At 64.0% G+C, this 17559-nt stretch carries 10 protein-coding genes; 5 read left to right on the forward strand and 5 right to left on the reverse strand.

The window, feature by feature from the left end:
- Nucleotides 1–23: 23 nt before the first annotated feature.
- The 3 genes from ACK4FH_RS02465 to ACK4FH_RS02475 all read right to left on the reverse strand — a co-directional run bounded on the left by ACK4FH_RS02465 (nucleotide 24) and on the right by ACK4FH_RS02475 (nucleotide 5252).
- Nucleotides 24–2642 (reverse strand): ABC transporter permease subunit, encoded by a 2619-nt coding sequence (locus ACK4FH_RS02465; RefSeq protein ID WP_409810902.1) that lies wholly within the window; start codon nucleotides 2640–2642, stop codon nucleotides 24–26.
- Nucleotides 2643–2758: 116 nt separating this feature from the next.
- On the reverse strand, nucleotides 2759–3739 hold the full coding sequence (locus ACK4FH_RS02470; protein ID WP_409810904.1) for a PstS family phosphate ABC transporter substrate-binding protein: 981 nt from the start codon (nucleotides 3737–3739) through the stop codon (nucleotides 2759–2761).
- A 199-nt stretch (nucleotides 3740–3938) separates the two neighbouring features.
- On the reverse strand, nucleotides 3939–5252 hold the full coding sequence (locus tag ACK4FH_RS02475) for an ATP-binding protein (protein ID WP_409810906.1): 1314 nt from the start codon (nucleotides 5250–5252) through the stop codon (nucleotides 3939–3941).
- Nucleotides 5253–5452: 200 nt separating this feature from the next.
- Here ACK4FH_RS02475 and ACK4FH_RS02480 point away from each other — a divergent pair, with 200 nt between their 5' ends.
- The 3 genes from ACK4FH_RS02480 to ACK4FH_RS02490 all read left to right on the forward strand — a co-directional run bounded on the left by ACK4FH_RS02480 (nucleotide 5453) and on the right by ACK4FH_RS02490 (nucleotide 8077).
- The gene (locus tag ACK4FH_RS02480) at nucleotides 5453–6304 is read left to right on the forward strand and encodes an SDR family NAD(P)-dependent oxidoreductase (protein WP_409810908.1); all 852 of its coding nucleotides are present in this window, start codon (nucleotides 5453–5455) and stop codon (nucleotides 6302–6304) included.
- Nucleotides 6305–6564: 260 nt separating this feature from the next.
- Nucleotides 6565–7455, forward strand: a complete 891-nt coding sequence (locus ACK4FH_RS02485; protein WP_409810910.1) for an alpha/beta fold hydrolase — start codon at nucleotides 6565–6567, stop codon at nucleotides 7453–7455.
- A 196-nt stretch (nucleotides 7456–7651) separates the two neighbouring features.
- Nucleotides 7652–8077 (forward strand): GFA family protein, encoded by a 426-nt coding sequence (locus ACK4FH_RS02490; protein ID WP_409810912.1) that lies wholly within the window; start codon nucleotides 7652–7654, stop codon nucleotides 8075–8077.
- Nucleotides 8078–8290: 213 nt separating this feature from the next.
- Here ACK4FH_RS02490 and ACK4FH_RS02495 read toward each other — a convergent pair whose 3' ends face one another.
- Together ACK4FH_RS02495 and ACK4FH_RS02500 are read right to left on the reverse strand one after the other, a co-directional pair.
- Nucleotides 8291–8983: a TetR/AcrR family transcriptional regulator gene (locus tag ACK4FH_RS02495; protein WP_409810914.1), complete on the reverse strand. Its 693-nt coding sequence runs from the start codon at nucleotides 8981–8983 to the stop codon at nucleotides 8291–8293.
- A gap of 43 nt (nucleotides 8984–9026) precedes the next feature.
- Nucleotides 9027–11354, reverse strand: a complete 2328-nt coding sequence (locus ACK4FH_RS02500; RefSeq protein ID WP_409810916.1) for a heavy metal translocating P-type ATPase — start codon at nucleotides 11352–11354, stop codon at nucleotides 9027–9029.
- A 163-nt stretch (nucleotides 11355–11517) separates the two neighbouring features.
- On the opposite strand from ACK4FH_RS02500, the gene ACK4FH_RS02505 reads away from it, so the two are divergent.
- Together ACK4FH_RS02505 and ACK4FH_RS02510 are read left to right on the forward strand one after the other, a co-directional pair.
- Complete coding sequence (locus ACK4FH_RS02505) at nucleotides 11518–13371, forward strand: autotransporter assembly complex protein TamA (RefSeq protein WP_409810918.1); 1854 nt, start codon at nucleotides 11518–11520, stop codon at nucleotides 13369–13371.
- Nucleotides 13371–17558, forward strand: a complete 4188-nt coding sequence (locus ACK4FH_RS02510; RefSeq protein ID WP_409810920.1) for a translocation/assembly module TamB domain-containing protein — start codon at nucleotides 13371–13373, stop codon at nucleotides 17556–17558. The genes ACK4FH_RS02505 and ACK4FH_RS02510 overlap by 1 nt, the downstream gene beginning before the upstream one ends.
- Nucleotide 17559 lies beyond the last annotated feature (1 nt).

A 17559-nucleotide genomic window follows, 5' to 3' on the forward strand; every position in this document is an offset into this window, starting at 1 on the left:
GTCAAGCTCCAAAGGCTGCACGGTCAAAGTTGGAAGGCGCGCTTGCGGAAGCGCTGGCGGATGATTTCAGCGAGCGTGTTGATCACGAAGGTCATCACGAAGAGTGTCAGAGCGGCAAGGAACAGCATCCGGTAGAGCGACCCGCCGATCACGGCTTCCGGCAGCTCGACGGCGATGTTTGCCGACAGCGTGCGCAGACCGTTGAAGATGTTCCAGTCGAGCACCGGCGTGTTGCCGGCCGCCATGACCACGATCATGGTTTCGCCGACCGCACGGCCCATGCCGATCATGACCGCCGCGAAAATCCCCGACATTGCCGTCGGGATGATGACCCACATTGCCGTCTGCCAGGGCGTCGCTCCCGTGGCGAGGCTTGCCGCGCGAAGATGCGAGGGAACTGAGTTCATCGCGTCTTCCGCCAGCGTGTAGATGTTCGGGATGACGGCAAAGCCCATGACGAAGCCGACCACCAGCGCATTGCGCTGAACATAGGTGTCGACGACACCTCCACGAAGGTCGAAGCCGGTTGCCGCCAGCACCGTGGAAACGACAAAGCTCACCACCACCGCCACAAGCAGCAGGGCGGCCCAACGCATGAAATCGAGGCGCCCCGCCGAGGCGCGGTCGAGGCCGCGTTCACGAGCGCGGTAAGTGTGGCCGGCAAGCCGGTTGAACAGCCAGGAAACAAAAACATAGGAGAGCGGCAGCAGAACGATGAAGAGCATCGGGAAGCCGGTGCCGATATCGCCGTTCACCCAGGCCTTGAAATCACCGTGGAAAAGCACTGTTTCAAAGAGAGGGCCCGCCCTGTAGGCGATATAGGTTGTCAGAAAGACGACCAGAAACATGCAGATGAATTTCGGGATGCCGTCGAGCCGGAGCGCGATATTCACAGGCAGTGACTGCCAGATGAAGGCACTCAGCATCAGGCCGAGCGGCAGGGCAATGAAGGCGAGCAGTACCGCGCCAATCCATGTCTCGACGATGGGGGCGAGAATGAGCGCAGCCACGAAACCGAGCACCACCGTCGGGAGCGACTCCATCATCTCCATGACCGGCTTCACCGTGGCGCGGACGCGGCGATGCACGAATTCGGAGGTGTAAATCGCACCCATGAGCGCGATCGGCACCGCGAACAGGAGCGCATAGACGGTCGCCTTGAGCGTGCCGAAGATCAGCGGGATCAGCGAGAATTTCGGCTCGAAAACGTCGGTGCCCGAGGAGGACTGCCACGTATAGGTCGGCTCGGAATAACCCTCGTACCAGACCTTGCCGAAAATCGTCTGCAGCGTGGTTTCGTAGTGCGGGAACTTGAAGCGGAAATAGTCGACCGAACCGTCATCCGCGAGGACCAGCGCACCGTCGACACGGGCCATCATCATGGCGATCGACGGGATGTCTCCCGATACCGGACGCGTAAAGCGCGCCAACACCTGATCGCTTGTGGAATGGCGCACCCAGACATTGCCGTCGGCGTCCTGCGTCACAAGGGCCTTCGACCTTGGGCTGACGGCGATATCGACGATCGCGGCCGGGTTCGGTTCGTGAACGCGCGCGCGCTCCATGGCATAGCCGTCCGCCGTTCTGGCGCCTTCCTGCTGGAGGCGGAAGAAAACGTCAACCGCGCCATTCGAGCCACCGACCACGAGCGCCTGCTCGCCGGTCAGGAATGCCATGCGTGTCACCTCGTCGCCTTCACCGAAGACACGGCGAGTCTCGGCGAGCACAGGCGCGCGGAAGTCGCGCGTATCGTAGCGATACATGTTGCCGTCCGTCGCCGCCACGTAGACCGCGTCGGCCGTGCTGGTCATGACAACGGAATTGACGCCAACACCGGAAGGAAGCGCAGGAAGCGTTGTCGTCGACACGCGCACCTGCTCGGTGCCGGTCAGAAGATTGCGCTGCGTTTCCGCGCGGCTCAGACGGCCGACGCCTGCAGTATCGAAGGTCACGAAGGAACGCGTCGGACGCTCGACAGTGCCGCCGACGCGATAGTCGACGGCGACGATCGGGAACTCGGAAATTTGCTGCGGTTCGTCGAGGCTGGCGCTCAGCGCGACACGGCGGTACTGGTCGCGGGGGAGCTGCGTGAACACCGCACCATCGGCAGCAAGGCGCGACGTCTCGTCAAGCTTGACGAGATTGCTAGGCAAGTTCCGCGGGATCACCACCGAAATATCGAAGCCGAAACTGGCAAATCGAACCGTGCCGTCTTCGAAACCGAAGGCGATCTGGTCGCGGCGAACAACGCCGCCAACCGCCGTCGCATCCTTACCGTCGAATTCAAAATCCGGCGCAGGTATTTGCCGGCCTGTCGGAACATGGAAGGCGCTGATCTTGCCGTCGGCTGCCGCTCTGGCGCCGATCGTGCTGTATTCGTCGGCGTTGAGCCAGACGGCGTCTTTTTTATCAAGCCTGTATGTAATGGGATCGGCAATTTCGCCGGAACCGGCAAGCGGCATCACAACCCGGACAAGAAACACCAGAATGCCGACAACGGCGAAGATGACGAGCAGGCCGCCGACAGTAATGACCCAGTTCGCGACCTTGTCGCCGATCAGAACGCTGGCGCTTGTAACCTTGGACCGTCTGTGAGCGAGAAAGGATTTGGCATCGCTTTGGGCCGGTGCAGTCTCGCTCATCTTCGTGTCGCCCCCATCAGACGCGGGCCGTTGCGTGCCCGCCGGAAATACACATAACGAATATCAGTGCCGAAAGAGCCGGGGGCGGCCAAGCCGCCCCCGGTGTCATGCCGGTATCAGAGGCCGAACGCCTTGAGGTCTTCTTCCGCAACGAACTTCGTCAGCGGGAAGTAACCGTCCTTCACGACGGCTTCCTGACCCTGAATGGAGTAAACGAAGCGGATGAACTCCGCACGCAGCGGCTCAAGCGCCTGGTTCGGATTCTTGTTGACGTAGATGTAGAGGAAGCGCGCGATCGGATAGTCACCAGTCGCGGCATTGTCGGCGGTCGCGTCAAAGCAGGAGCCTTCGGCCGTCAGTTTGAGCGGGACCGAGCGCACGTCGGCGGTCTTGTAGCCCACGCCCGAGTAACCGATGCCCGCGATGTCCGAGGCAACGCCCTGAACGACGGTCGAGGAACCCGGCTGTTCCTTCACTTCATCCTTGTAGTCGCCATTGAAGAGCGCGACTTCCTTGAAGTAGCCATAGGTGCCCGAGGCCGAGTTGCGGCCATAGAGCGAAATCGGGCGCGAGGCCCATTCGCCGGTCATGCCAACATCGCCCCAGGTGGTGATGTTCTTGTCGAGGCCGCCATTGCGGGTCTTCGAGAAGATGGCATCGACCTGCTGCATGGAGAGGCATTCGATCGGGTTGTCCTTGTGGACGTAGACGGCGAGCGAGTCGAGCGCGCCACGGATGGCGAGCGGCTTGTAGCCGAACTTCTTTTCGAACTCTTCGATCTCGGCCGACTTCATCGGGCGCGACATCGGGCCGAACTGCGAGGTGCCGGCGATCAGCGCGGGCGGCGCAGTGCTCGAGCCCTTGCCTTCGATCTCGATCTTGACGTTCGGGTACATGGCGTTGAAGCCTTCTGCCCAGAGCGTCATCAGGTTGTTGAGCGTGTCGGAGCCGATCGACTTCAATGTGCCCGAAACACCGGACACCGGCTTGTAGTCGCCCAGAGCCGGGTCGATGCCAGCGCTCTGCGCGGACGTCCCGAACATCAGTGAAGTCGCGACCGCGACCACGGCCGCCGTCTTGAGAGTGGTGAGTTTCACGTTCATTCTCCAGTCATGTGAATGCCGGGCACAGGGCAACCACAAGAGAGCCCCCCTATGCGCCCGAGCCTTGGTGTGAATTCGGTGATGAATTCGAGGTGGCTTAACCTTCAGGCGAGCGGACGCTAGCGGGCCGTCGCAAAATCTTTACGACGCTTCAATGACAGTTTTGAGACAGACAGAGAAAATTAACGTTTTTCTATTGGGAAGCCAGAGGCAGAAGCACCGCAAAGGTAGAGCCTTCGCCGATTTCGCTCTCGATCTGCAGCGTGCCCTGATGGCGGTTCACGATGTGCTTCACGATCGCCAGACCGAGCCCCGTGCCGCCCCTTGCGCGGCTCGCCGCCGCATCGACCCTGTAGAATCGCTCGGTCAGGCGCGGCAGATGCTCTTTTGCGATTCCGGGCCCATAGTCACGAACCGCAAGGCGGATATAGGGACGCCCCCCCTTTTCCGCACGCTCGAGCGAGATGTCGATACGCTTGCCGGAGCGGCCATAGCGCAGCGCATTATCGGCGAGATTCTGCACCACCTGGGCTAGTTCCTCGCGGTCACCCGGCACTTTCGGAAGCCCGGCAGGCGCCGTCACGCCGATCTCCACGCCACACTGTTCCGCCACCGGTGAAAGCCCGTCCGTCACGTCGTTGACGACGCCGAGCAGATCGACCGTATCGGAAGGCCGCACATGCTCGCGCAGCTCGATCCGCGAGAGCGACAGAAGATCCTCGATCAGGCGGCGCATACGCAGCGCCTGATCGGCCATGATAGAGAGGAACTTGTTGCGCGCTTCCGGATCGTCCTTCGCGTGGCCGCGCAGCGTGTCGATGAAACCAGAGAGAGAGGCAAGCGGCGTCTTCAGCTCATGGCTCGCAAAGGCGACGAAGTCGGCGCGCATGGATTCCACCCGGCGCGCCTCGGTGACGTCGCGCAGCAGCACCAGAACGAGCTTACGCGCCGCCTCCGCTTCACTGCTGATCGGTGCGACATAGGCGCTGTAATTGTGCTGGACGGGCACCGGCACGGCATATTCGATCGAACGGGGCGTGCCGTCGCGCGTGACACTTTCGATCGCGGCGATCAGCGGCGCGCTGCGCAGCACGGTCGCGACATGACGGCCGGCAGCGACCTTTCCGACCAGTCCTTCCGCCGCCTCATTGGCGAAAGCCAAACGGCCCGTTCCGTCGACGACGATGAGGGGATCGGGCAGCCGCTGCAGCAGCGCCATCATGGTACGGCCGGCGCCGAGTATGCTGGCACCGGCGTCCTCGCCGCGGGCGCTGATGCGCAAGGGCGCGGTTTCGCCCGTCACAACGACGCGCAAGGCCGCAATGCCAGCCAGCACGGCAAATGAGACAAGGGCAACAAACGGATGCAGCGCGCCGAGCCAGGCGAGCAGGAGAAAGAGAAGCGCGGCACTGACGACAAAGGTGCGGGTGCCCGTCCAGCGGGATGCCAATTCCCGGAGCCAGATCCTGCCCCTTGCCAGCCTGCCGTCGCCGTCCGCCACCGCCATTTTCTTCCGTCAGTCTCCAAAGCCCCGGTTCATGCCATCGTGGTAGCATTTGAGCGCAGATTTCGCGACGACAATCCGGCCGCCCCTCCACCCTAATCCTGACTCAACACCACCGCACACAACGCCGACTCCACGTGACATTCGCGTGAATTTGCCTAGGCTAGCGCCAATTCCTTTCCCGGCCCGGACGCAGGACATTCATGACCGAGATCAACGGCAAACTCGCCATCGTTACAGGCGCGGCAAGCGGCATTGGCCGCGCCACCGCCATCGAACTTGCAAAGCGCGGTGCGCGCCTCGCCATCTCCGATCTCGACCGGGGCGGCCTTGCCGAAACGGCCAAGCGCATCGAGGCCATTGGCGGGTCGGTGACGACCTATCTCCTCGATGTCGCCGACCGGGACGCCGTCTATGCCTTCGCACAGGACATCGAAACCTCGCATGGCGGCGCCGACATCGTCATCAACAATGCCGGTGTGGCGCAGATCGCGCGCGTGGAAGAGCTGACCTATGACGATTTCGAATGGGTGATGAAGATCGATTTCTGGGGCATGGTCTATGGCACCAAAGCCTTCCTGCCGCAGCTTCAGGCGAAGGGCGCCGGCCATATCGTCAATGTGTCGAGCCTGTTCGGGCTCATCGCCGTTCCCTCCCAGGCGGCCTACAACTCGGCCAAGTTTGCGATCCGCGGCTTCACCGAGGCGCTTCGCCACGAGATGAAGGGAACCGGCATTGCCGTCTCCTGCGTCCATCCGGGCGGCATCAAAACCAATATCGTGCGCAATGCGCGCTTCCTGCAAAGCACGCAGGCAACCGTGCGCGAGGAGGCGGCATCGGGCTTCGACCGGCTTGCCCGCACCACGCCGGAACGCGCGGGCGAAGTCATCGTGCGCGGCATCGAGCGGAACAAACCGCGCATCCTGATCGGCGCCGATGCAAAAGCCATCGACTGGCTGCAGCGGCTGATGCCGGCCTCCTATGGCAAGCTCCTCTTCCGCCGCGAGGCGGGCGTGCTGAACGGGCAACCGGGAAACGGGGACAGCAACGAATAGACGGCGCGTAGCAAACAATTCACACTTCCGCCCTTGTCTCACCACTATTCGTGCCTACATAGTCTCCAAGCGCGAGGGTCGGCGAGAGCAGGTCCCCGAGGGATCAGGAACCGGATGTACGTTCCTGAACCCGATCCGCGCTACCGCAGGAAGCCGTCCTTCAGGGGGCGGCTTTTTCGTTGTTGTGGCTCGTTTGGCGCGGCGAGCGCTTCCGGCTAATCTCCGTCGCATAATCGACGCATAGAAACGGAAGACGCAGAATGTCAGACAGCGCCAGCTCGCTCATCGGCCCCGCCTCGCAATTCTATATCTCGCAGCGATTGCGGCTCCATTATGTGGACTGGGGCAACGAGGGCGCGGAGCCGCTGCTCCTCATCCATGGCGGGCGCGACCATTGCCGCAACTGGGACTGGACGGCGGAAGCCATGCGCGACCGCTATCACATCGTCGCGCCGGACCTGCGCGGGCATGGCGACAGCCAGTGGGTTGTCGGCAGCTCCTACGACATCAACGACTATGTCTGCGACATTGCGCAGCTCATCCACCAGAAGGGCCTCGCGCCGCTCACCATCATCGCCCATTCGATGGGCGGCGCAATTGCGCTGCGCTATACCGGGCTCTATCCCGAAACGGTGAAGACGCTCGTCGTGATCGAAGGGCTCGGCCCCTCGCCCAAGATGATCGCCGAGCGCAACCAGATCAGCGATGACCAGCGCGTCCGCAACTGGATCGACGAGGTGCGCAAGCTCTCCTCGCGCCTGCCGCGCCGCTATGACTCGATCGAGGAGGCCTACAAGCGCATGCAGGGCGAGAACCCGCATCTCTCGCCCGAGCGCGCGCGTCACCTTACCGTGCATGGCGTGAACCAGAACGAGGACGGCACCTATAGCTGGAAGTTCGACAATTACGTCCGCGCCTTCCCGCCGATGGGGTTCGACGAGGAAGCGACGACGAAGCTCTGGGCGCGCATCACCTGCCCGACGCTTCTCATTCGCGGCACGGAAAGCTGGGCGAGCGATCCGGTGAAGGATGGCCGGGCACAGCATTTCAGGAATGCGAAAGTCGTGAATGTCGAAGGCGCCGGCCACTGGGTGCAGCATGACAAGCTCGAGGAATTCCTCGCGCTGGTGAATGATTTTCTTGCGGAGTGAATGGGGGGGCGTGGTTTTCTCCAACCACAAGCCGTCATTCCCGGGCTTGACCCGGGCATCCAGGGACGCCGAACTCTGCCTCCCCGCAATTAAAGAGTCGTTTGATTGACGCCGCTTCGCGGCTACTGGATTGCCGGGTCACGGACTTCGTCCGGCCCGGCAATGACACGGAAGGGAAGGGAAGTGGAGTGATTGAATGAGCGACGTCCTGCATCGCGGTTCCTGCCTGTGCGGCACTATCCGTTTCGAGATCGAGGCGCCGCTCGGGCCCTTCGGCTTCTGCCATTGCAACACCTGCCGCAAGGCGAGCGGCACGGCCTTCACGGCGAACGCCTCCGTGCCGCGCGACAAGCTGCGCTTTCTCTCCGGCGAAGAGACGATCCGCCGCTACGAATCGAGTCCCGGCAAGTTCCGCTGCTTCTGCCCGAATTGCGGTTCGCCCATCTATAAAGAGGCGGCGGAGCTGCCGGGCATGGTCCGCATCCGGCTCGGCATTCTCGACACACCTGTCGGCGACAAGCCCCGCGCCCATGCCTTCTGGTCCGAGCGCGCGGACTGGTACGACCTCAAGGGCGACATGCCGGTATTCGACACCTGGCCGGATTTGCTGAAGGGGAAGTAGGGGCTCCGCACGTTACCCCGCCCACAAGTGTCATCCCGGCGAAAGCCGGGACCCATTGGTTCTCTCAGCAAGAATTATTGAGTGGGGAAGCAGCCGCCATTTCCGCGCAACAATCGTTTGCCGCGGCAAGCGGCGCTGCGAGTGGGTCCCGGCTTTCGCCGGGATGACACTTCTATTTTTCGGCAATGTCAGAGAAATAACGGGACCACCCGTTCAGCCGCGCGCCTTGAGCGCCGCAAGCGTCTCGGCCGAGACCGGCGCGCGCATGGCGCCGGCGAGGGCATCGAAAAGCGAGGAGACGAAAAGCGCGCGGCCCGCTTCGTCATGGGCGGCGTCCTTGCGCCGCGTCCAGAGCGCGAGCGAGGTCAGCGCCATTTCGATCATCATGCGCTGACGCTGAATGGCGATATCGGGCGGCAGGTCGCCGAGTGCGGCGATGATGAGCCCGTTCGCGCGGTTGATGCCCTCGAAGCCGCTGCGGATCGCGACGATGGGCAGGTCGAAATCGGGATCGTTCAGCGCCTGCGCCGCGAAGCGCACGAAGCGCACGCCCTCTTCCGTGTTCAGAAGCTCCGTCAAGGGCTCGAAAGTCGCACGCAGGATCGCGTTGATGTCGTGCTCGCGGCCCGAGCCGATCAGCGCCTCGACGCGCTGGACGCGCACCCGGTCAATGGCGCTTGCGCGATCGGCGAAGATCGCCTCGACGAGACGCTGCTTTGAGCCGAAATGATAATGAAGCGCGGATTCGTTCCGCTGCCCGGCCGCGGCGTTGATCTCCTTCAGCGTCACGGCATGAAGCCCGCGCTCGCCGAAAAGCTGCTCGGCGGCCAGCATCAGCCGCCGCCGCGTATCCCCGCGCCTGCCCGGCTTCTCGCCCGTCTTCTGCTCATCAACCGTGTCGCTCATACCGGCAGCGTAATGAAGCGCATTAGGGGAGGCAAGTTTTCTCCTACCCCAACCTCACCCGCCTCAGCCTCAATGCATTCCCGATGACCGACACGGAAGATAGCGACATGGCCGCCGCGGCGAAGATGGGGCTGAGCAGCAGGCCGAAGACGGGGTAGAGGATGCCGGCGGCGAGCGGCACGCCGGCGGCGTTGTAGACGAAGGCGAAGAAGAGGTTCTGCCTTATATTGCGCATGGCGGCGCGGGAAAGCGCGCGGGCGCGGACGAGGCCCATCAGGTCGCCTTTCACGAGCGTCACGCCCGCCGCCTCCATTGCGACATCGGTGCCCGTGCCCATGGCGATGCCGACATCGGCCGCCGCGAGCGCCGGGGCGTCGTTCACGCCGTCGCCTGCCATGGCGACGATCCGGCCTTCGCCACGCAACCGCTTCACGACCTCCGCCTTCCGCTCGGGCAGCACTTCGGCTTCCACATCTTCGATACCGAGTTCCTTCGCGACCGCCTCCGCCGTGGCGCGCGCATCGCCCGTCAGCATGACGATGTGGAGGCCCGCTTCCCGCAAATGGCGGATCGCCTCGGCGCTCGTCTCCTTCACCGGGTCCGCCACGGCGATGAGACCCGCCAAGCGGCCCTCCACCGCGACGAAGACCACGCTTGCGCCCTCGCCCCTCAGCGCGGCCACGCGCGGGGCCATCGGCGCAACATCGACGCCCAGTTCCTTCATCAGCGTCTCATTGCCGAGTGCAACCGCCTTGCGGCCCACCCGGCCCGTGACGCCCTTGCCGGAGGGCGCATCGAAATCCTGCGCTTCCGCAAAACTTATCCCCTCCCCTCTCGCGGCGGCGATAATGGCCGTAGCCAAGGGGTGTTCACTGCCGCTTTCGAGGCTTGCGGCGAGCGAAAGGAGGTTTTCGCGGGTCATGTCTCCATGAGGTTCGGCAACCCGCAGCACCGGGTGGCCTTCGGTCAGCGTACCGGTCTTGTCGATGACGAGCGTGTCCACCTTTTCGAAGCGCTCCAGCGCCTCGGCATCGCGGATGAGGACGCCCATCGAGGCGCCACGGCCCATCGCCACCATGATCGACATGGGGGTCGCAAGCCCCAGCGCACAGGGGCAGGCGATGATGAGGACCGATACGGCGGCGATGAGCGCATAAGAGAAAGCGGGCTCCGGCCCGAGGAAGGACCAGAGGATGAAGGCGACAATGGCGACGGCGAGCACCGCCGGGATGAAGATGCCGGAGACCTTGTCCGCCAGCGACTGGATGGGCGCGCGGCTCCGCGAGGCTTCGGCGACGAGGGCGACGATGCGCGCGAGCATGGTTTCCTCGCCGACGCCTTCGGCGCGCATGACGAAGGAGCCCTGCCCGTTCAGCGTGCCGCCGATCACCTTTGCGCCTTCGATTTTCTCGACCGCCAGGCTCTCGCCCGTCACCATGGATTCGTCCACGGCACTGCGGCCCTCCGTGACCGTGCCGTCCACCGGCACGCGTTCGCCGGGGCGGACGCGCAGGAGATCTCCCTTGCGCACTTCTTCCAGCGGCACATCCTCATCGCCGCCGGGCGTGAGGCGCCGGGCGGTGCGGGGCGCGAGATCGAGCAGCGCGCGCAGCGCGTCGCCCGTGCGGTCGCGCGCCATCAGTTCCAGCACCTGGCCGAGTAGCACCAGCGCGATGATGACGGCAGCGGCCTCGAAATAGAGCGGCACCGCGCCATGCGCATCGCGAAACGCTTCGGGAAAAATGCCGGGCGCGAGCACCGCCACCAGCGAATAGAGATAGGCCGCGCCGGTGCCGATCGCGATCAGCGTGAACATATTGAGATTGCGCGTGACGAGAGAGGCCCAGCCGCGCTGAAAGAAGGGCAGGCCCGCCCAGAGCACCACGGGCGTTGCCAGCGCAAGCTGCGTGAAAGCCATCGCCGGGGGAGACAGCGGAACATGGAGACCAAACATATGTGCGCCCATTTCCAGCGCGAAAAGCGGCAGGGCGAAAACAAGCGCCACGAGGAAGCGCCGCGTCATGTCCTTCAGTTCATCATTCTCCGGCTTGTCGCGGGAAATGCCCATCGGCTCCAGCGCCATGCCGCAGATCGGGCAGGCGCCGGGTCCGTCTCGCACGATCTCCGGATGCATGGGGCAGGTGAATTTCGTGCCGGGCGCGACGGGCCCATGATCCGCCGGTGCATGGGCGCCGTGGCCGTGGTAGCAGGAGGGAGCAAGATACCTCTGAGGATCGGCAGCGAATTTCCGCGCGCAGCCCGCCGAGCAGAAATGGAAGGTCTCGCCCTCACGCAGGTGGGTATGCGGCGTTTCGCCGGGCACAACCTCCATGCCGCAAACGGGATCGCGCGCGGTTTCCTTCGTGATCATTCTCGCTATCTCTTTCCCTTGAGGGCCGATCAGGTGAATATGGGGCTTCCAGCAACTGGAAGGTCAAGGGCCCGGGGAAACTTGACGCTCCCGGCCCTGACTGGCACTTGAGACGAGGCTCGAGAAAGCCCCACCCGTTCGCGTGAGAAACCGCGGGAGACGCATGAAAAGCCCATCGCCGCGGACCGCCATCTTCCTCGCTGCGCTTGCCCTGCCCGCGCTCATGCTGGCGGTGCCCGTGCGCGCGGCGGAAGCGGAGGCGAATGGCGCGAACGGCTTTTCCTGGGAGCGGCCGGCGAACGGGCTCGATTTTTCCAGCCGCGTTACCGGGCGCCGCATCCCCGACTATCTGCGCGACCTGCTGGAGAACGCGCGCGAGCTCAGGCCCGATGCGGAAGACGGCCCGCCGCCGCCCGCCACGCTCGCCCAGCTTCGCCGCCGCGCGCAGGAAGACGAGAAGCGGCTCCAAGAGGTTCTGAAATCGGAGGCCTACTACAGTGGCCGTGTCACGACATCGGTGCGGCAGGCGCAGGGCGGCGCATTCGAAGTCGTCTATTTCGTCTCGCTCGGCACACGCACCATGATTGATCGCTTCGACATTACCTATAGCGACTATCCCGGTGGCGGCGATGGACGGCCCGCAACGGGCGCCGAACTCGACCTTGTACCGAACCGCGCGGCAACGGCCGACCGCGTGATCGACCTCACGCAGAAGGCGCTCAACACGCTTCACAATAATGGCTACCCGGAAGCGAAGCTCGACCGGCGGCGCGTCGTCATCGACATTTCCTCGCATCAGGGGCGTGTGACGCTCTACATGACAGCAGGCCCGCGCTTCGTGTTCGGCGAGACGCGGATCGGCAATCCGGAAGGCCGCACCGACCCTTCCTATGTGCGTTCGCTTGCCACCATGCGCGAGGGCGCGATCTACGATCGCAGCGAGGTTGACCGCACGGTCGAGGCGCTGCGCGGCACGGGGCTCTTCTCCGGCATATCCGTGACATCGGCGGAAGCGGAGGGCGATGTCCTGCCACAGCAGATCGAACTCAGCGAGCGCGCGCCACGCACGGTCCGCCTCGGCGCCAAATGGTCGAGCAGCGAAGGTGCGGGCGTGCAGGGAAGCTGGGAACACCGCAATCTCTTCGGGCAGGCGGAGCGCCTCACTCTCGGCCTTTCAATCGCCCAGATAGAGCAATCCGCGACGGCGGATTTCCGCAAGCCGAATTTCCTGCGTCCCGACCAGAGCCTGCTTGCCAGCGCCGAAATCGTGCATGAGGAAAACGACGCCTATACGGAAAACCGGATCAAGGCTGGCGTTTCACTCGAGCGGAGTCTGGGCCGCTGGTGGACCGGATCGCTCGGCGCGACCTTCCAGGTCACCGAAACGGAAGACATCAATGGCCGCATCGCCTATCAGCTCATCGGTATCCCCCTGCTGTTGCGCTACGACAATACAGATGACGTATTCGACCCGCGCGAAGGGTTGCGCGCAACGCTTGCCGGCACGCCCTATTTCGGCGCAAGCGACCAGAGTGCGACGACGTTCACCCGGCTCGAAGCGGCAGTTTCGACCTATCTCGGCTTGACGGATGAACTCGTGCTTGCGTTGCGCGGACGATACGGGTTGATCGCGGCAAACGATACGGCCGATGTGCCGGGTTCGACGCGCTTCTACGCGGGCGGCGGCGGCTCGGTGCGCGGCTATGGCCATCAGAAGGCAGGGCCGCTCGATGCCAAGGGCGATCCCGTCGGCGGCCGATCAGTGCTGGAGGCGAGTGCCGAAGCGCGATACCGCTTTACTGAAACCATCGGCGGCGTCGTATTCATCGACGGCGGGCAGACCTTTTCCACGCTTGAGCCGTCGTTCAGCGACCCGCTGCTCTGGGGTGCCGGTCTCGGCATCCGCTACTACACGCCGATTGGCCCGGTGCGCCTCGACGTCGCGACGCCGCTCAACCGGCGCAAGAACGTCGACGATACGTTCCAGATTTACGTTTCGCTGGGGCAGGCTTTCTGATGGCGGCGGACAAGACATATCTGCGCCACATGGGCGCGGCGCGGCGGGTCGGCCGGGGTCTTCTCGCCCTGCTTTTCGTCGTCACCGGCATTTCACTTACGCTTGCCATTCTCGTCATCGGCGCACTCAACATCGCACCGCTGCGCCAGGCCCTGCTCGACCGGGCGCTTCACGGCCTCGACAGCGAGGAAATGCGGGTCGAGATCGGCGATATCGGCGGCGACTGGCCTCGCCGGCTTGTCATCGAGAATCTGAAACTCAGCGACGCTGAAGGCGAATGGCTGACGCTTGCCCGGCTCGAGCTCGACTGGCGCCCGCTCGCCCTTTGGCGCGGCGAGGTGCATGTGGAGCGGCTTGCGACTGAAGCTCTCTCCGTGTCGCGTGCGCCGGTCGGTAGTGAGGAAACCGATGCGCAGGCAGAGAGTTTTTCGCTGCCTTCCCTCCCCGTCGACATTACGGTCGATCGTTTTTCATTCGCCGGGACCGTGATCGGTGAGGCGCTCGCCGGCGAGATGGTCACATTCGACGCTTCAGGGATGGCGGCGCTCGGCCGCAACCGGAACGCACTCACGCTTGATGCGGCACGGACCGACGGCAGGCACGGCATGGTCGCCATCGCACTCGACCACCGCACGGCGCCAGATCGCGCCACGCTGAGGCTCACACTCAAGGATGGAGACGCCGGACAGCGAGGCATCGCTGCGCGGCTTCTCGAGATCGACGGGCTCAGCGGCCTCTCGATATCGGCGACAGGAGAGATGCGCGACGGCCTGATCGTCGGGACCGCATCGATCGATGGCGGCAATGCGATAAAGGCTGAAGCCGAATCTCACGGTGCGCTCACCCGGGGCACAAGCCTCAATCTGAAACTTTCCGCCAGCGGAAGCCTCGTTGCGCGCGAGCTCGATTTCGCAGGCGAGAATGCGGCGCTTCGCCTCGACGCCAGGCTCACCCCGCAACGCAGCGGCGTCTATACAATCGACATCAAGACACTTGAAGCAGGTGCGCTGACGCTCACGGGCGAGGCACAGGCCGCCACGAAGGTGCTTGGCGGGTGGCGCGTGACGGGCGAAGGACGGCTTGCCGGTCTTGACGATCTTCTCGACATCGTGGACGGCAACCTTTTTTCCGATTTCGGCTGGGAAGTGGCCCTGGATGCGAATAGTGGTATCGACGTCTTTGAAATTTCCGAAGCCATCGTAACGACCGAAGCAGGCGTTCTCCGCGTGTCAGGCAGCGCAAGGATCGGCGAGGGCTTCAGCTTTTCCGGTGAAGGAAGCGCAGAGATTTCCGATCTCCGGCCCGTAGGTGAGATACTTGGCCAGCCTATGCGGGGCACGGCGCAGCTGATCTTTGCCGATATTTCCCTTGCCGGTGATGCAGGCGCTGCGACTGTTTCAATTGAGACAAGCGCGATTGCGACGAGCGGTGCGGAACTTGATGTGCTGCTCGCCGAAGGATTGACCGGCAATGCGCGCGTAGGCTTTGGCAGCGGCAACACGGTCGCGATCACGGGCCTTGCGGCAAAGGCGGGTTCGCACTTCGATCTCGCCGGCGATTTCACGCTCGCCGAATCCGGCACGATGCGCGGTGAGTTCAATGCCCGCATGGCGGAGGTCGGCGTGATCGCGGGTGAAACGGCGCGCGGCGTGTTTTCCGCCAGCGCCCGCATGGAAGGCACCCTGGAGCAGCCGACGCTTGCGCTCGATGCCACTCTTGGCGGCGGCACACTCGTCGGGTTCGATGCGCGCGAGGCTCTCCTTTCTGCAAAACTCGAACAAGGTCGCGGGCCCGTTTCCTTCCGTCTAGCCGGTGCGGACGGCGCCGCCTCGCTTCAGACCATCCTCGCAGTGCAGGACAATGGCGGCGTGCGGCTCGACGACATCGACATCAATTTCTTCGGCGCTGCCTTCACCGGCGCACTTGATATGTCGCCAGATGGGCTCGCGAGCGGCAGTATTTCGGGAATTCGCGCGGCACTGGCTCCGCTCGGGCGTATCGCCGGGCTAACGGTGGATGGCCGCGCCGATATCGAATTCACGTTCGGCAGCGAAGATGGCCAGCAAAATGCATTGCTGGAGATCGGGTCGCGCCGTATCGATATCGACATCATCGAGCCCGTTGCGCTCGATCAGGTGACCATGCGCGCCGTGCTGCAGGATCTGACCGGCAAAGGAACGATCGATGCCCACGTCGAAGCCGAGAGCGGCGCCACCGGCAACACGCGCGTCACGCGGATCGAAGCAAGCGCCAAGGGGCCGCTCGTCCGGATCGCGGTTGCGGCACGGCTCGAAGGCGAACGGCTGTCGGTCAAGGCCGAGCCCGTATTGCTCGATATTGCAGCCGAGGTAACGCCGGATCTCATCACGGTCGGCAAATTCGATTCCACAATCGGCGCGGCAAGTGCGCGGCTCGCGATACCGACCAAGCTGGAACTTGGCGATGGCGTCACCCGGCTGCGCGGCTTGGACATGCGTTTCGAGGGGCAGGGCGGGGCTGGCTTTCTCACTGGCGATGCGACGATACAGGCTCGACGCGCGCGCATGGCGATGGTGCTCGAAAATCTGCCGCTCGAACTCGTCTCGCCCTTTATGCCATTTGAAGTTCTTGGCGGTACGGCCTCGGGACGCGCCGAACTCGATAGCGGGGCGGAAACCGGCAGCGCCGCGCTGCGGTTCGATGGCGCAACGCTTGCCGAGGGCGGGCTCGACATTCGGCCTGCCTTCGACGCATCGCTTGATGCCACCTGGGCGCGGCGGCGGCTGTCGCTCACGGCGGAAGCGCAGGGCATTTCCCAAACGCCGTTCCGGCTCGAAGCGGAGCTGCCGCTTATACGCGATCCGAGAGGCGCCTTTCCCGTTCTGGCGGAACGCGGTCCGATCCAAGCGCTGCTGACCTGGACAGGACCGATGGCGTCACTGATGGCGCTTGCCGACCTGCCGGGGCAAAGGCTTACCGGCGACGCCGAAATATCGCTTTCGGCAGATGGCGATATCTCCGCGCCGCAGGTTTCCGGTCATGCGCGAATTTCGAATGGCACCTTCGAAAATTTCGAAACCGGCACCGCAATGCGCGATCTCGCGCTCAATCTCGAAGGAAGACGCAGCGAGGTGCTGACTTTCACCATGAGTGCGCGCGACAGCGCCAGTGGGCGCCTGACGGGCGAAGGCACAATCTCGCTCGCGGCCAGCGCCGCCAAGGCTGCGGGTATTCGCGCGCGCTTCGACAGTATGCGCATGGTGAACCGGCGCGACCTCGTGCTTTCGGTCGACGGTGAACTAGCGCTGACGGGAACGGTGCTGCCGCCGAGCCTGGACGCACCGCTGAAGCTCGAAGGCCGCCTCACGACGGCCGAGGCGCGGTATTTGATCCCGCGGCAGCTTCCGGGCGGGGTGTCGCAGATCGATGTCATCATCGTGCAGGGACCGGAAGAAGCGAACAACGTAGAAGAGCCGGAGGAAGTTCAACCCCTGCCCCTCGAGCTCGATGTTACGCTCGCCATCGGCAATCCGCCGGCGCGCATTGCGGGCCGCGGTGTCGACTCGCTCTGGACGGGCTCGGTGCGCGTGACGGGGCTTGCGGAAGACCCGGTCGTGGAGGGGGTGCTGACATCGGAGCGGGGCAAGCTCGACTTCGCCGGCAAGACATTCACACTGTCCCGCGGGCGCGCCGTCTTTGCTGGCGAGCGGCCGGTCGATCCGCGGCTCGACATTGCGCTCGAATATGCCCGCAGCGACTTCTCGGCAACCGTCGGCCTGAGCGGACGCGGCTCGGCGCCCGCTATCGAACTCAGCTCGTCGCCCTCGCTGCCGCGCGATGAAATCATCTCGCGCATCCTTTTCGGCAAGGGTGTGGGCGAACTGACCGCCTTCGAGGCAGCGCAGCTTGCCAATACGGCGGCCGAACTTTCGGGCGGAGGCATCGGCGGCTTCGGAATCCTCAGCCAGATTCAGGACACGCTGGGCCTCGACGTGCTGCGCGTGGACCAGGGAAGCTCGGGCGGCACGACGGTTTCAGCAGGCCGGTATCTGCGAGAGGGATTCTACGTCGGCGTCGAGCAGGGGGCGCTGGCGAGCGACTCGAACGTCAAGGTCGAGATCGACGTGACGCCGAATATCAGCGTCGAAACGAAGATCGGCAACGACACGTCAAGCGATGTTGGCATCAACTGGAAGTGGGACTATTGAC

This window comes from Parvibaculum sp. (assembly GCF_046297875.1).
Taxonomy (GTDB): Bacteria; Pseudomonadota; Alphaproteobacteria; order Parvibaculales; family Parvibaculaceae; genus Parvibaculum.

Coding starts and splice junctions, on each gene's coding strand:
- ACK4FH_RS02465 (WP_409810902.1), bottom strand. CDS start 2,642: ATGAGCGAGACTGCACCGGCCCAAAGCGATGCCAAATCCTTTCTCGCT.
- ACK4FH_RS02475 (WP_409810906.1), bottom strand. CDS start 5,252: ATGGCGGTGGCGGACGGCGACGGCAGGCTGGCAAGGGGCAGGATCTGG.
- ACK4FH_RS02480 (WP_409810908.1), top strand. CDS start 5,453: ATGACCGAGATCAACGGCAAACTCGCCATCGTTACAGGCGCGGCAAGC.
- ACK4FH_RS02485 (WP_409810910.1), top strand. CDS start 6,565: ATGTCAGACAGCGCCAGCTCGCTCATCGGCCCCGCCTCGCAATTCTAT.
- ACK4FH_RS02490 (WP_409810912.1), top strand. CDS start 7,652: ATGAGCGACGTCCTGCATCGCGGTTCCTGCCTGTGCGGCACTATCCGT.
- ACK4FH_RS02495 (WP_409810914.1), bottom strand. CDS start 8,983: ATGAGCGACACGGTTGATGAGCAGAAGACGGGCGAGAAGCCGGGCAGG.
- ACK4FH_RS02500 (WP_409810916.1), bottom strand. CDS start 11,354: ATGATCACGAAGGAAACCGCGCGCGATCCCGTTTGCGGCATGGAGGTT.
- ACK4FH_RS02505 (WP_409810918.1), top strand. CDS start 11,518: ATGAAAAGCCCATCGCCGCGGACCGCCATCTTCCTCGCTGCGCTTGCC.
- ACK4FH_RS02510 (WP_409810920.1), top strand. CDS start 13,371: ATGGCGGCGGACAAGACATATCTGCGCCACATGGGCGCGGCGCGGCGG.